Source organism: Pseudoalteromonas sp. MMG007 (genome assembly GCF_018100985.1).
Classification (GTDB): domain Bacteria; phylum Pseudomonadota; class Gammaproteobacteria; order Enterobacterales; family Alteromonadaceae; genus Pseudoalteromonas.
This window is the reverse complement of record NZ_JAGJEI010000016.1, coordinates 91,944-106,880: the sequence shown is the minus strand read 5'-3', so window position 1 is coordinate 106,880 and position 14,937 is coordinate 91,944. Positions and strand designations below refer to the sequence as shown.

Annotated in this window: 10 protein-coding genes; 7 read left to right on the top strand and 3 right to left on the bottom strand. The window is 37.5% G+C overall.

The window, feature by feature from the left end; translation table 11 throughout:
• Positions 1 to 832 (top strand): abortive infection family protein (locus J8L71_RS16340; RefSeq protein WP_247655341.1); only part of this gene is annotated, 832 nt, incomplete at its 5' end.
• A gap of 226 nt (positions 833 to 1,058) precedes the next feature.
• Here the strand turns inward: J8L71_RS16340 and J8L71_RS16335 are convergent.
• The 3 genes from J8L71_RS16335 to J8L71_RS16325 all read right to left on the bottom strand — a co-directional run bounded on the left by J8L71_RS16335 (position 1,059) and on the right by J8L71_RS16325 (position 7,364).
• Positions 1,059 to 3,230, bottom strand: coding sequence for a S46 family peptidase (locus J8L71_RS16335; RefSeq protein ID WP_211001463.1), 2,172 nt, complete (start codon positions 3,228 to 3,230; stop codon positions 1,059 to 1,061).
• A 98-nt stretch (positions 3,231 to 3,328) separates the two neighbouring features.
• Positions 3,329 to 5,416 (bottom strand): bifunctional diguanylate cyclase/phosphodiesterase, encoded by a 2,088-nt coding sequence (locus J8L71_RS16330; RefSeq protein ID WP_211001462.1) that lies wholly within the window; start codon positions 5,414 to 5,416, stop codon positions 3,329 to 3,331.
• Between the two features lie 169 nt (positions 5,417 to 5,585).
• Positions 5,586 to 7,364: a PDZ domain-containing protein gene (locus J8L71_RS16325; protein ID WP_211001461.1), complete on the bottom strand. Its 1,779-nt coding sequence runs from the start codon at positions 7,362 to 7,364 to the stop codon at positions 5,586 to 5,588.
• Between the two features lie 204 nt (positions 7,365 to 7,568).
• On the opposite strand from J8L71_RS16325, the gene J8L71_RS16320 reads away from it, so the two are divergent.
• The 6 genes from J8L71_RS16320 to J8L71_RS16295 all read left to right on the top strand — a co-directional run bounded on the left by J8L71_RS16320 (position 7,569) and on the right by J8L71_RS16295 (position 14,693).
• Positions 7,569 to 9,104 (top strand): GGDEF domain-containing protein, encoded by a 1,536-nt coding sequence (locus J8L71_RS16320; RefSeq protein WP_211001460.1) that lies wholly within the window; start codon positions 7,569 to 7,571, stop codon positions 9,102 to 9,104.
• Positions 9,105 to 9,167: 63 nt separating this feature from the next.
• Positions 9,168 to 10,511 (top strand): nucleotide 5'-monophosphate nucleosidase PpnN, encoded by a 1,344-nt coding sequence (gene ppnN, locus J8L71_RS16315; protein WP_211001459.1) that lies wholly within the window; start codon positions 9,168 to 9,170, stop codon positions 10,509 to 10,511.
• A gap of 10 nt (positions 10,512 to 10,521) precedes the next feature.
• A complete protein-coding gene (gene xni / locus J8L71_RS16310) occupies positions 10,522 to 11,295 on the top strand; it encodes a flap endonuclease Xni (protein WP_211001458.1) in 774 nt (257 codons plus the stop codon).
• A 69-nt stretch (positions 11,296 to 11,364) separates the two neighbouring features.
• The gene (locus J8L71_RS16305; RefSeq protein WP_211001457.1) at positions 11,365 to 11,748 is read left to right on the top strand and encodes a DUF3192 domain-containing protein; all 384 of its coding nucleotides are present in this window, start codon (positions 11,365 to 11,367) and stop codon (positions 11,746 to 11,748) included.
• Between the two features lie 11 nt (positions 11,749 to 11,759).
• Complete coding sequence (locus tag J8L71_RS16300) at positions 11,760 to 13,448, top strand: hypothetical protein (protein ID WP_211001456.1); 1,689 nt, start codon at positions 11,760 to 11,762, stop codon at positions 13,446 to 13,448.
• Between the two features lie 237 nt (positions 13,449 to 13,685).
• The gene (locus J8L71_RS16295) at positions 13,686 to 14,693 is read left to right on the top strand and encodes an isocitrate dehydrogenase (protein ID WP_211001455.1); all 1,008 of its coding nucleotides are present in this window, start codon (positions 13,686 to 13,688) and stop codon (positions 14,691 to 14,693) included.
• The last annotated feature ends 244 nt before the right edge of the window (positions 14,694 to 14,937 follow it).

Below are 14,937 nucleotides of genomic sequence, written 5' to 3'. Positions count from 1 at the left end.
GGTGAAAGGAATTACATTGAGCGATATTATTCCAAACTCAGTCATTGGTGCTGTTTCAAGTGTTATTGCTGCTGACTATTACAGCCACAGTAAACTTAATGCATTATTTATGGAGTCAGGTGCACCTGGTGATGTGCCGGAAGGTAATTGTGAAAAAAAAAGTACCAACTGGTTTATGCGGTGTAATCAAGATCCTGATATAGATGCTATGCAAATATTAGGGTTGGTTATACAAAATTTTATGGATAGAGAGTCCCCTTCATCACTTTTCGCTAATGTTCAAGTAGAAGCTACTTTACAAGAAGGTCGAGACAGTATTATTTCTTCATTAGCAAGGAATAATCTTACATATAAGCCAAATGGTTACGTAATAAAGTCAGGCTCTACAGTAGCAAGTAAAACCTTAGAGGACTATCTGAAAAATGGTGACTTTGCCTCTATAGAAATTGAGTTTGATCGAGCATTGCAAAATATTAATACTGATCCTCATGCTTCAATTACTGCTTCAAGTTCAATAATCGAAGCAGTATTGAAACACTATATTGAACGTCATTCTTTAACTATGCCAACTAAGATGAATATTGGACCTCTTTGGCAAACCGTACGACAAGATTTGACATTAAATGCCAATACTCAGCTTAGCGATGATCAGAAGAAAATTCTTACTGGTATTACATCCATAATTGATGGTGTTGGCGCATTTCGTTCGCATATAGGATCTGCACATGGTCGTGGCGTTACTCCGCCGCAAATTTCAGAGTATGAAGCACGACTAGCTGTAAATGTCTCTCATAGTGTCGTTACGTTTATAATGGATCACCTTTCGCGGTAATTCACCTAACAAGTGACTAAGGTTATGAGTGTCCGCAATTGGCACTCTCCAGCCATTCAACAACATAAAATATTAATAATAATTGGCAAGATATTTTACTGTGTCGGATGGCGCTTTGCTTATCCGACCTACACAGGCACTTACCAGTCATAAATAAACCACCCAAACACTAACAAAAAAGGCGCTTCCTTTACGGTAAGCGCCCTTCTGTTATCTCACTAATGACTTATTTTACGATTGTCATTTCGTCTAACAAGTTTTGTGCATTATCTACTTTATCCATTACCCACAACATGTAGCGTGAATCAACGTGTATTGAGCGATTAAGCTCAGGGTTGTAATCCCAGTCACCAATAATACTTTCGTAAACACCGTCGAACAGTAAGCCTACAAGCTCTGCTTTACCGTTAAGTGTTGGCGAACCTGAGTTACCACCGGTAGTGTCTACATTTGATAAAAAGTTAACGGGTACTGTATTCATGCCGCCCGTGTAATCACCGTAAAGCTTGGCTTTAATTTGCTCTTGCAGCTTTTTAGGTGCGTTGAATGGGTCAACATCAGTGTTTTTAGCGAGTAACCCTTCAAGCGATGTAAAAGGTGTTGCTACCAAGCCATCTTGAGGTGAATAGCCGCCTACGGTGCCATAGGTTACACGTAGTGTGCTGTTGGCATCGGCGTATACAGGTTTGTTTTTAGCTTTGTTAAACGCAATGATTGCGCTCATTAGCTCAGGGCGAGCTGCTTGTAATTTACCTGCAAGTGCTTTTGATTTATCTTCCTGTGCTTTCATTACTTTAAAGATTGCTTTAGCGTACTGCACAAATGGGTCTTGGCTTTGATTTAGCTGGCTAAACGATTGCTCAAATAATGAATTGCGAACAGTGGCATTATCAAGTCTTGACTGTTCATACATGCTATCAAGTAACGCGCTTTGAGTTGCTTTATCAAACCCATTTTGTACTTTAAATACTTTATCAACGTCGCTAAAACGCTCTTCTTTTGGAAGTGCTGCATACAGTTCTAAAAAGTGCAGTAAAATAGCTTTGTCTACTTTGCTATCATAGCGGCGCGTCATGCGCTCAAGCCCTGCTTTAATGCGAGGTAAGTCACGTTCTTGATAACCAGATTCACGTTCGCTATTTGGCTTTTGCTTTTCATAAGCTAGGCGGTATAAACGTCGTGCTGTGCTGATCATTTGTGAGCGGTGTACATAACCTAACATACGGTCGCGCTCACTGTGCTCTTGTGATTGCGCAATTAGATCAGATAGCTCACCTAATACGCTTCCGTATTGCTCTTTACGCTCACCATCGCTATTGATCCATTGTGTTAACTCTTGCTCAAACTGTTTTTTGCGCTCAAGCATAGTGCCTTTTTTGAAGCTTTCGATCATCGAACCAAAGTTTTTAATATAGTTGTTATAACCTGCAATGGTACTTTCGTAAGCAATACGCGCTTTACTGCCGTCTTCTGAGTTTTCTTCAATAAGCGACACGTATTTTGAGTTATGAACGCGTGCTTTAGGGTAGCTGTCATTAAATACGTTATCTACCTCTGTTGAAATGCGGTAGCGGTTAGTGCGACCTGGGTAACCTGTAACCATTACAAAGTCGCCCTCTTGTACACCTTTAGCACTTACTTTTAGGTAAGAGTCTGGTACGTAAGGTACGTTGTCTTCGCTGTACTCTGCTGGTTTTCCATCTTTGCCTACATAAGCGCGGTAAAAACCAAAATCGCCGGTGTGGCGCGGCCACATCCAGTTATCTATATCGCCACCGTAGTTACCTACACCCATAGCTGGTGCGTAAGATAAACGTACGTCTTTTATTTCAAGTGACTTAATTAGGTAAAACTCTAAACCACCATGAAACGAATACACGTTACAGCGATAACTTTCATCGGCTTCACACTGGGCTACTAGCGCTTTTTCGTTTTTTACTATTGCGTCATAGCGTGCTTTAGCGCTTAGTTTTTCAATACCTTTACTAACTTTGTCAGTCACATTAGTAACCGTTTCTGTGACGTATACGCGTGAACCCGGCGTTGCAGGTAAATCCTCAGCAGGACTTTTAGCTAAAAAGCCATTTTCTAAAATATTGTTCTCAGGCGTTGAGTTATATTGCACAGAGCCATATACACAATGATGGTTTGATACTACGAGGCCTTTTGGCGATACAAATGATGCTGTACAACCACCTAAGCTAATTACCGCATTCATTGGGAACTCGGTTAATTTAGATATAGAGTCAACATCAATTTCAAGCCCTTTGGCTTTTAAAATTGATTCTAACTCTGGAAGTTGATGTGGTTGCCACATGCCTTCGTCGGCTATGGCACTATTTGAAAGTGATAGTGCAAGTGTGGCTGCTAATGTAGCTACAAGAGGTTTTAAACGCATTATAGAATCCTTTTTATTTGTTTCTATAACAGGTTACTCGTCAGTAGCTAATGAGGTCAATAGCCGTGCAATAATTTGTTACAACATAGCATTTAAGCTTACTTTAAATACTCCGATGAGTATTTAAGTAGCTCCGCTGCTGGTATTGGTTTGCTAAAATAAAAGCCTTGCATAAAATCACAGTCTAGCTCTTTTAATAAGTTGTGCTGTTCTTGTGTCTCTACGCCTTCAGCCACCACTTTAAGCCCTAAACTATGAGACATAGCGACAATTGCTCTTACTAGGTTACTATCTTCACTATTTAAAATGATACCGTCAATGAAGCTTCTATCTATTTTAAGCACATTAAAAGGGTATTCCCGTAAATAACTTAATGATGAATAGCCTGTGCCAAAGTCATCCATTGATAAGTTAATACCTAAAGCCGCTATTTCTGTTAATAAATCCACAACATTTGTGTGGCAACTCATCAATACTCCCTCTGTAATTTCAAGCTCTAAACGTTCAGGATCTATATTAGTTTCGCTGAGTAAATTTTGAATAAAGCTTAGTAACCCAACATCTCTAAATTGACGAGGAGATAAATTAACAGCCATAGTGTACTTGTGTTTGCATTTAGAGCTACATTGCCAGGTATTTAAAAAGTGTACTGCTTGGTTCATTACAAACTTACCGATGGGCACAATTAATCCTGTATTTTCGGCAATAGGTATAAACTCATCAGGTGTTACATTACCTAAAATAGGGTTATGCCAACGCAATAATGCTTCTGCACCAACTATCGCTTCGCTTTTTACATCAAATTGAGGTTGGTAATACAGTTCAAACTCGTGCCGTTCAAGCGCACTGCGCATTTGATCTTCTATTAAAAGTCGACGTTGAATAATCGCATTCATTTTTTTTGTGAAAAATGAATAAGTATTACGGCCATAAGACTTAGCTTGGTACATTGCGGTATCTGCATTTCTTAATAAATCAGAAACCGTAGTACCATTTTCTGGGTATATTGCCACGCCAATACTGGTAGTAAGTACAAGTTCTCGATTTTCTATTTTAAAAGGGGTTCTAAAATTATTAAGTAGTTTTTCAGTGATTCTAAGTGCAGAGTGATGATCCTTTATATCTCTAAGCAATATAATGAACTCATCTCCACCTAAACGCCCTACCGTATCTTCTTTTCGTAATTCGTGTTGTAATCTTTGTGCTGAATCAATTAAAAGTTTATCGCCTGTTTCGTGTCCTAAAGAATCATTAATTTTTTTAAAATCATCTAAATCCAAAAACAGTACTGCAGCTTTTTCATTATTTCTTTGTGCTTCTATAAGTAGTTGCGACAACCGATCTAGTGATAAAAATCGGTTAGGCAGTAACGTCAAACTATCGTAATAAGCCTGGTGTCTAATTAACTCATCTGATTTATGTTGCTCAGTAATATCTCTAATAATGACTATTAGCTGATTGTGTTTAGCTATTTTGTTTATTCTTGCTTCAAAAAAAACGTCGCCATGCGGCATCGATAATTCATATTTAAAGTTCATCATCTCTTCTTTTTCTAAAACAAGACTGATGTATGTTTCAAACTTTTTAGCTACATCTGCGGGTAGTACATCTCCCATTTTTTTGCCAATGAATTGTTTTGGTTCGGTGTATAAATCTGTTTCATTACTCGCGTGATATTGTAAAATAGTGCCGTCATTTTCCATTAAGAAAAATAAGTCGGGAATTGCGCCAAAAATAGTTTTTAGCATATGCTCATTAAATGATGCATCAGCTTGTGCTTTTTTTACATCAGATAAATCAATATCAATACAGTACATTTGCTTTGTATTATATTGATTTGTAAACATAACGTGGCTAGAAAAAACAGATACACTTGTTCCATTTTTACATTGTAATGTTATTTCTGACGCTGGGATCTCTATACCATCATTAACCCAATTAGAATGAGCGTTAATAACCACTTCACGCATTGGCGCTGGAATAATTAAATCTTCAAGTCTCTTTCCTTTCGCTTCCTCTTCGGTAAAGCCATAAAGTTGCTCACTTCCCTTATTCCAATATATTACTCGCCTGTTTTGGTCATATCCTTGTACAGAAATAACATCTATAGCATCAAATAGTTGGTGAAGAGGATCATTAATCACATACTGGTGAATGAGTTTATTTATATTTTGTTCAGATTCCATGTCAGCAGGCTATCCAATGTTTGAAAAGGTTTAATAGTAAGAGCAAAGTATTAGCTTACTCGCCTTAACTTTAATTTAAAAGTTAGAGAATGCATACAAAATATAAACTTTATTTAAAATAAAAAAGGAGCCAAGGCTCCTTTTAAATAAATATTAAAACAAATTGTAATTATTTGTTTATTGGATGATCCACACCAATCCATGCTTTAAATAAAGCTTTTTGCTCAGGTGTTGCATCTTTATTCGCGACAACTTTTTTAGGTTTATCGTAATCTTTTGATAAAACTAACGTTAAGCTTTCAAGAGCATCTCGACGAATATAATCAATAGTCACCTCATCGCCTGCTTTAAACGTTTCTAAGGTACTTTTAAGATCTTTACCTACATGTTTTTTATTAATAGCAACAATTTTGTCGTCAGTTGTTAAGCCAGCCTGCCATGCACTGCCACCGCGTTTAACATAGTTAAGCGTTAACAGCTCACCCGTACTTTTAGCACTAGCATCAATGCTTGCAACTACTTTAGCTTTTTCAGGACGCTCAAGCTTTAAACCAACTTTTGCAAGTAGCTCATCAAAATCAATCGTTGCAGGAGAGTCTACATTTTCTTTCCACCACATTGAATAATCGCGACCAGTCAAATCTTTTAATATATTCAGTACATCATTTTGAGTAAAACCAGCTGGCATTTTGTGTTTGTTATAAAGTGCTTTATGTACGTCACGGTAGCTTATTTTACCTCGACTTTTTTCTAGTAAATCAATATCCAAAGCAAGTGAAAGTAATGAACCTTCCAAGTATATATTTGTACTATAATTACGCGCGTGATCACCACCCTGGTTTATCCACTTATCAAAGCTTGTTTCACTTGCACTTTGTACTTCTCGACCCGGTGTTTGTAGGTGGCGGTTAATTGTTTTGCTCATCACTTTAAAAAATTCGTCTGTGGTTTCTATACCAGAGCGAACTAATAAATGATCTTCAAAATAGCTGGTAGAACCTTCTGCGATCCATAGCAATTTTGAGTAGTTTAAATTTGTGTAATCATAGGGTACTAGACCTTGAGGGCGATACGCTTTGACATTCCATGTATGCACAAATTCATGGGCAGCTGTGCTTATAAACCCAAGGTAATCTTCGCGACTAGCATAACGATTTCTAGGACGCTGTATAATGGTTGAATTTAAATGTTCAGTTGCACCACCCGCTCCCGAAGTTGCATGAACCATAAATACATATCGCTCATACGGATAGCTATCCCATATAACATTGCCAGTAGTAACCAACTTTTTTAAATCAGTTAGCATTAATTGCTCGTCGTAATTACCTTCTCCCCAAATGACAAGTTCGTATTTTCGCCCGTCGACTTCAAATTTATGCAACTTGTTGATACCGGTTTCTATAGGCGAGTCAACTAGTACATCGTAATCAGCAGCCTTAAAGCTATGCTCATTAGTATTGTTTTGCATGCCTGATACAGAACGCCATTTTTTAGGTACTTCTAGATTGACAGTGACAGGCTCTTGTCTAAATGACTCACTAAACATGAAAAACCCTGATGCATCGACAAATGCATGGCTGTCGTCAATATGACGAGCGCGTTTACCAAGTTCATTTGCATATACCTGATAATCAATATTCACTTGCGTTGGCTTATCTAGGTGTACCCGCCACGTGCTGTGATCTATTTTTTCCCATTTTAGTGCGTCGCCTTCACTATCTTTTGCATCAAAGTAACGAACACCATTTGCTAAATTTAAAATTTCATAGCGGCCTGTGCGCCAAGCTGGAAGCTTGATATCAAGGTGAGACTGCGCTGTTTTTGGAAACTCTACACTTACATCACCTAGATGATGTTGTGGCTGCGAAATGTTTAAAGAATAATTTACATCAGCAAATACTGGCGCTGAACAAGCAGCTAAAATTGACAAGGCTAATAACTTTTTCATGGACACTCTTAGTGGTAACTTAATTACAAGTAAGGTTAACAACCTCATTGTTAAAAGTGAATTAAATACGATAAGTTGCTCTGTATACGAGTTTATACGTAGTAACTTACAAAAAATTCTAAGATTTTAACTAGATAACTACACTTAATAAAATTTTGTTGTAAACTGAACTTAATGAAACTAACACAATGGCGGTATGCTTAGGTGACTGATAAATCTAACGCTACAGATAAAAAATTGAAACAAGCTATTGATGCTCGTATGGCAGTTGAAACAGCCCGAAAATACCAAGTTGATATTTTATCTAATTTAGCTGCAAAATTGTCTTTAAGTTGCAAAGGCTTAGATACAGAACTCGACAATAGATTAGCTAAATTTCGCTCTGCATTAGTCAAGGGTGTAAGCTTTGAAGATTTATTGCCATTAATTGAAGAGTTAGTTGGCTTATTACAAAACCAAGAAGCGGTGCAATTAGCGCAGCAAAGAGACTTATTTTTAAGTGTTCAGAATGCTGGTAAGCAATTACAAAAAACAAAAGGCTTACCTGATGAAACTCGTCGCACTTTGCGTCATTTGTTAGATCATGAAATCAGTAACGTTCAATCTACACACGATTATATTCCATTATTAGACCAGCTTATTCGTTTTTATCACCAGGCGCTTAATACTAAGCTTACCACCAGCCAAAATGAAGAAAACTCGGCCTCCTCAACATTGGCAAAGCAGTTGTTAGAGCTTGCAGATGAGTTAGTTCTTGAAGATGAATCGACTGGTCAAATAAAAGCAATAAAAAATTCAATCACTGATAACGACTGCCTCGAGCACCTTCTTGATGCAGCCATTAAAATAATAAGCGTTGTAGTCAAAAATATTAATAAAGAGCGCCAATCAGCACAGAGCTTCTTAACGTCTCTTAATCAAACACTAGAAGAGCTTCATCACTCCATCGTATCTACTAGTAAGCATTCTGAATCAATGAGTGTTGAGTTTAATGTTTTAAACAAAAGTATTGAAAATAAAATTAAAAACCTTAATGAGCAAACTCAAAAAGCTACGTCTATCTCTTCACTAAAAGAGCTGGTTGATAACGAGTTAAAGTCGTTAAGTGAAGACTTTATTGCCAAAGAAAAACTAGAGCGACAAGACAGAGAAATGCTCAGTACGAGTTTTAAAGAAATAAATACAAGAATTGGTAATTTAGAGAGCAAGTTAACTACTTATAAAAAACGCTTGAACGAACAACGTTTTAAAAGTCTACTTGATGGGCTGACTAAATTACCTAATCGTGCGGCATTTGACGAGCGCTATAATCATGAAATGCACTTGTTTAATGTACAACCGTCAGATGTTACCCTTGCCGTTATTGATGTAGACCATTTTAAATCAATTAATGACCGATTTGGTCACACTGCGGGTGATATTACACTACAGGTTATTTCTAAAGCACTACAAAAATCGATAAGAAAATCTGATTTTATAGCCCGATATGGTGGTGAAGAATTTGTGTTACTAATGCCGGGGGTGTCATTAGAAAACGCCGCCTTACCTTTAGACAAGGTAAGAAAAGTTATTAAAAATATTCCTTTTAAATTTAGAGAAAAGCAAATTGAGATCACCATATCTGTTGGTGCAACTCAATTTAAAAAAGGCGATACCCCGCTCAAAGCATTTGATAGAGCAGATGACGCCCTTTATGAAGCAAAAAATTCTGGTCGGGATCGCCTTTGCACTAGTAAGTAATAAATTATGAACATTTAATTTATTACCAAGCAGTTTACTATTTTAGCCTCAAGGAGAACGCCGATGTTAATACAGTTAAACCCTACAGGGGTTTTAGATTTACTGTCGCAATTAGAAGTGGATTTATTAGAGCAATCTTCCGCTAGCGAGCGTTATAAATTATTTAGAAACTGTGCGCTTGCAGTACTTAACGTAGGTAGTCATACCGATGCAAGTAACGAAATTTATGACAAATACCAAGACTTCGACATTCGATTAATTAGTCGTGAACGCGGTATTAAAATTGAGCTAGAAAACCCACCTCATACAGCCTTTGTTGATGGCGAAATAATTACTGGTATCCACGAACATATTTTTTCGGTTATTCGCGACATTTTATTTATTTGCCAAAAATATGAAAAAGACCTCAAAGAGCAAAAAACTATCACACATATGGTTTTCGATATGCTTAGAAATGCGGGGGCTTTGCGGGTTAATAGCGAACCAGACATGATAGTTTGCTGGGGCGGCCACTCAATCAATGAAGTTGAATACAAATACACTAAGCAAGTAGGCTATGAGCTTGGTCTTCGTGGATTAAACATTTGCACAGGATGCGGACCAGGTGCTATGAAAGGCCCAATGAAAGGTGCAACCATTGGCCATGCTAAACAACGTAATATTGATAACCGTTATTTAGGCCTTACAGAGCCAAGCATTATTGCTGCCGAGCCGCCAAATCCTATTGTTAATGAACTTGTTATTTTGCCAGACATTGAAAAACGCTTAGAAGCCTTTATAAGAACAGCTCACGCAATTATTATTTTCCCAGGTGGTGCAGGAACGGCAGAAGAATTACTCTACCTTTTAGGAATTTTACTTCACCCTGATAACGCTAAACAGTGTTTACCTGTCATTTTAACAGGACCAAAAGAAAGTGAAGATTACTTTAATGAGCTCTGTGAGTTTATTAAAATGACTTTAGGTAGTGAGGCACTCGATAAATTTGAAGTTATTATAGATAACCCTGAACTTGTAGGCCAAAAGCTAAAATCGGCCATGGCAAGCGTACGTAATTATCGTAAAAGTGAAGGTGATGCTTATTACTTTAATTGGACACTTAAAATTGATAACAATTTTCAGCAACCGTTTGCCCCTACCCACGAAAATATGGCAAACCTTGATTTGCATCTTGAACAACCAAAACAACAGTTAGCGGCTAATTTGCGTCGTGCGTTTTCTGGTATTGTTGCTGGAAATGTAAAAGACGAAGGTGTTAAAGCCATTAAGCAAAATGGTCCATATGTTTTAAGTGGCGAACCAGCCCTTATGGAAAATATGGATACCTTATTACAAGCATTTGTTGATCAAGGCCGTATGAAACTCCCTGGCAGCAAGTACGTTCCGTGTTACAAAATAAAAGCATGAGTTTTATAGTTTGAAACCCCAATTACTTCTTATCGATGCGCTTAATTTAATTAGGCGCATTTACGCTGTTGATGCTAATCAAAAACACCACAGTGACGCACAAATGATTGAATCTTGCTGCTCACGCGTTGCCCACGCATGTAAAAAACTACTTAAAAGCAGTAATGCAACACATGCTATTGCGGTCTTTGATGGAGATAGAAGCTGGCGCTACCATTTTTATAAAGATTACAAACATTCACGCGCACCAATGCCACAAATGCTAAAAGACGCGTTGAAAGATTTTAAAGCAGCAATAGAGCAAACAGGCATTGTTGTGTTTGAACCTATTAACGATGAAGCGGACGATATAATAGCAACGCTTGCTTACAAAGCCGCCAGTAATCAAATAAGTAATATTGTTGTATCAACAGATAAAGGGTTTTTGCCGCACATTGGCCCTTATATTAGCGTTTATGATTACTTTAAAAAGTTATACCTTGATGAAGCAAGTATAAAAGAGCGTTTTGGAGTAGAGAAACATAAGCTGGTTGATTTTTGGGCTTTAGCAGGAGATAAAACCAATGATATACCCGGCGTTAAAGGTATTGGCACAAAGTCTGCGCAGCAGTTAGTAAATAACTATAGCTCTGTAGAGCAAGCGCTAGAGGATGACTCTTTAGCCCCGAGTATTAAAAATAAGCTTGCCGTTAATATGGATATGTACGTTATTTCAAAACACTTGGTTAGTTTACGTACCGATATAAATTTAGGCTTTAGTTTAAAGCAGTTAAGACTAAGTTAGTCGCAAGCTTATAGCCTGCGTTACCATCAATACGTATACTACTATTAGTTACAGCAGCCAGAGTTAAGCATGTTTAAAAAGTTTATTAGGTATTTAATTTTAGGTTTAGGGCTATACGCGCTCATAGCAGCATCTGTGATCATGTTTTATAAAGACGATCCGCAAGCTATGATCTGGCAAGACCGTGAAGCATTTAATAAACGTTTTATAGAAAAACTATCTCTTGAGGAACCGACTACTTTAAATAGTGTGCTTGATTACTTAGGCAGCCCCGATTTAACGTATGCTAAACGCGATGGAGAGCAGGTTTTTCAAATTGTTTTTTATCGTACACAACATAAAACATCTGACGGTATTACAACAATGGATGAATGTACTGGACTACTTTTTAAAAATGGTCAGCTATTTCTATGGGGCCCGAGTGCTTATAACAAATACCAAGAACAAAATTAGGTGCAGGTTTAATGCTAGAAGCCGTATCTACCACTTTAGAGCAACTACTTAATAATACGCAGTTATTTTTAAGTAGTTATAATAATAAGCAAAAGTGGGCAGCCATCTACCCTATGGCAAATAAGCTCGCCGTGCAATATAGAACACTCTATGATGAACACCCCCATGCGCTTCAAGCACGGCTTACGCTTTACAATCCAAGTTATTCATACGCTATAAACCTCGTTATTGTACAGTGTGTTGTCACTGCAGCTTTGTGTAAATCTCAAAGCTACGACTCAAAGCTAAGCGAGCTTTATATTAGCGCCGCGCTTATTGAGCATTTATGTGTTAGTCCTCAGTTAAACAAGTTAGGTAATCAAGATGAGTTTACCGATACAGATAAACATATTTGGAAGATGCGTCATAAACTAGCCGCAAAGATTATGCTGACGGCAGGAGAGCCAGCCCAGCACGTTGCGCAATTGCTCGCTAAGCTAAACAAATACAAGCACGCATTGGTGAGTACCCCAAAAATTATGCTTTATGATGGCGGTATTACATTACTTGCCATCGCAAATATCATTGCAATGAACATTAGTAACAATTCGCAAAAAAAGCACATGAGCACATATAAAGCATTGAGTGATTTATATATTCGTACTCCAAACTTGTTTGCCCTAGAACTCATTAAATCACTAGTTGCTCATTTAGGTCCGTTATTACCAGGTAGCCGAGTAAACCATGCTGCCCAATCAATGATTTATTTAGCGACAGACCCCCAAGGGAAGCATGTATTAATAAGTACTGAAAATCCTAAAAAACTTACATGGTACAAAGTTAAAGCATCCTTTAGCGACAACGCAAAACAATGGAAGTGCGTAAGTAAAAACATCAGCTTTACCGCATTTAACAGCGAGCATGTAAAAACAAACAGTTCCACGCATGAAGATAAAGCACAAGTGCTACTTAATTTAGTAAGCCATATTAAATTACAGCATGAATATAGCTTTAAAAGGTTAAGCCAACTAATGGCAGCCCACCCACTGGTGGTTGCAAATTTATGTGAAGCAGTAAAGCCCTACAACAAAGAGTATCAAGCTGCTAAAGATTTAAAGCACAGTCTGTCAATGGTCGGCTATTATAACGCGCCAGCTATAATACAACGTGTTGTATTTGAACAGCTTGTTAATGTTACCCCCCACCCTTTACATGCCTATATTGTTAATAGATTAAATGCACTGGTAAAAATAATGGCTTTGCTGGTAAGTAAAAATAAACACGATCAGTTTGAGCATATAACATTGCCCTTATACGCATACACACATTTTTTACTAACACAGTGCAGTACATCACTCTCTCGTAAAACATTAATAGATGGTACCCCTAATAAAATATTGAGTGCACCCATATGCTCATTTTTTGGCGTTAAAGAAGTTAATTCTGATGCACTAACTCAGCAATTAACTCATCTATTAAGTGATAACCCATGGACTATGTCATTATTAGAAGCAGAGCAAACACCTAAAAAACATTTAACTAATTCTCATAAGCTATGGGTGTCACTTAAAATAATTGCACAAATCGTTTTTAAACCAGACCTTGAAATAAGTGCTTGGCAAAAGCAAACATTAAACGAGCAACTAAAAATACAAAAGTGGCATGACGAAACAGATTTCAATCTACATTTAGCTGCTTTGGGTATATTCAATAGTATTTAACCTAAATTGCGAATAATAAATTTAATTTACGTTGAGTAATGGTTATTTAATATTTCTATACCCACTATAAATGGTATTTATACCCAGTATTTACTGTATAAACTAGCAAAATGGGTGATAAATTGGTATAAATGCGCCCTTAAATTTTCAAGCACATTCACATAAATGACCTAACAAGCAGTTACTCTCTCAGAGTAATAATTTATGTGCAAATCAAACTCTTTAAAGGAAAAGTCAATGGCCAAACAAACCATCACAGTGATCAAAGGCGACGGCATCGGTCCGAGCATTATCGACTCAGCACTTGAAATATTAAAGGCCGCAGGTTGCGACTTTGATTATGAATTTGTTGATGCAGGCCTTGCAGCACTTGAAAAAACAGGTGAGCTACTTCCACAAGAAACAATTGATACAATAGCTAAAAATAAAATCACTTTAAAAGGCCCATTAACTACGCCTGTAGGTGAAGGTTTTACGTCTATTAACGTTACACTTCGTAAGCAATTTGGTTTATACGCAAATGTTCGCCCTGTAAAATCGTTTGTTGGTACTAAAGCACGTTACGACGATATTGATATCATCACTATTCGTGAAAACACGCAAGGTATGTACTCAGGTGCAGGGCAAGTGGTTAGCGAAGATGGAAACGAAGCTGAAGCAAAATCAATTATCACCCGTGAAGGCGCAGAAAAAATTGTAACGTTTGCTTATGAGCTTGCAATACGTGAAGGCCGTAAAAAAGTAACAGCGGTACATAAAGCAAATATCTTAAAATCAACATCAGGCTTATTTTTAAAAGTAGCTCGTGAAGTAGCTGAGCGTTACCCACAAATTGAGTCAACAGAAATGATTGTTGATGCAACATGTATGAAACTTGTAATGACACCGGAAGAGTTTGACGTTGTTGTAACGACTAACTTATTTGGTGATATTTTATCAGACTTATGTGCTGGCTTAGTAGGTGGTTTAGGTATGGCACCAGGCGCTAACATTGGTGAAGATGCTGCTATCTTTGAAGCTGTACACGGTAGTGCGCCAGATATCGCTGGTAAAAACCTAGCTAACCCTACATCAGTAATTTTAGCGTCTATTCAAATGCTTGAGCATTTAGATATGGGCGACACTGCAGAGCGTATTCGTAGCGCTGTAGCTGATGTAATTAAATCAGGTGACCGCACAACACGTGATTTAGGCGGCAGCCACGGTACTACAGACTTTACTCAATCAGTGATTGATCGTCTTTAAAAAGTAGCCTCTCAAAAGGAGCACCTATTTTAAAGTTAAAAAGCCAGCTATGCTGGCTTTTTTGTTTTAAGCGCGAAGAAATAGTTTTATACCAATTCGCTTAATTAAGCTATTTTGAAGCTGGAAAAACATGTTGATAGCTAGGCTAAAAATTCGCTATTTAGTTGTTCTCGTCAATTGCTCATGCATTGCGCTACCTTCTGCAACCATGCAGTCATAAATGAGAATTTTTAATACCGGTTGC

What these genes read in the sequence shown, in the direction of transcription:
- J8L71_RS16335 (WP_211001463.1), bottom strand. Translation starts at nt 3,230, where the DNA reads ATGCGTTTAAAACCTCTTGTAGCTACATTAGCAGCCACACTTGCACTA.
- J8L71_RS16330 (WP_211001462.1), bottom strand. Translation starts at nt 5,416, where the DNA reads ATGGAATCTGAACAAAATATAAATAAACTCATTCACCAGTATGTGATT.
- J8L71_RS16325 (WP_211001461.1), bottom strand. Translation starts at nt 7,364, where the DNA reads ATGAAAAAGTTATTAGCCTTGTCAATTTTAGCTGCTTGTTCAGCGCCA.
- ppnN (WP_211001459.1), top strand. Translation starts at nt 9,168, where the DNA reads ATGTTAATACAGTTAAACCCTACAGGGGTTTTAGATTTACTGTCGCAA.
- J8L71_RS16305 (WP_211001457.1), top strand. Translation starts at nt 11,365, where the DNA reads ATGTTTAAAAAGTTTATTAGGTATTTAATTTTAGGTTTAGGGCTATAC.
- J8L71_RS16300 (WP_211001456.1), top strand. Translation starts at nt 11,760, where the DNA reads ATGCTAGAAGCCGTATCTACCACTTTAGAGCAACTACTTAATAATACG.
- J8L71_RS16295 (WP_211001455.1), top strand. Translation starts at nt 13,686, where the DNA reads ATGGCCAAACAAACCATCACAGTGATCAAAGGCGACGGCATCGGTCCG.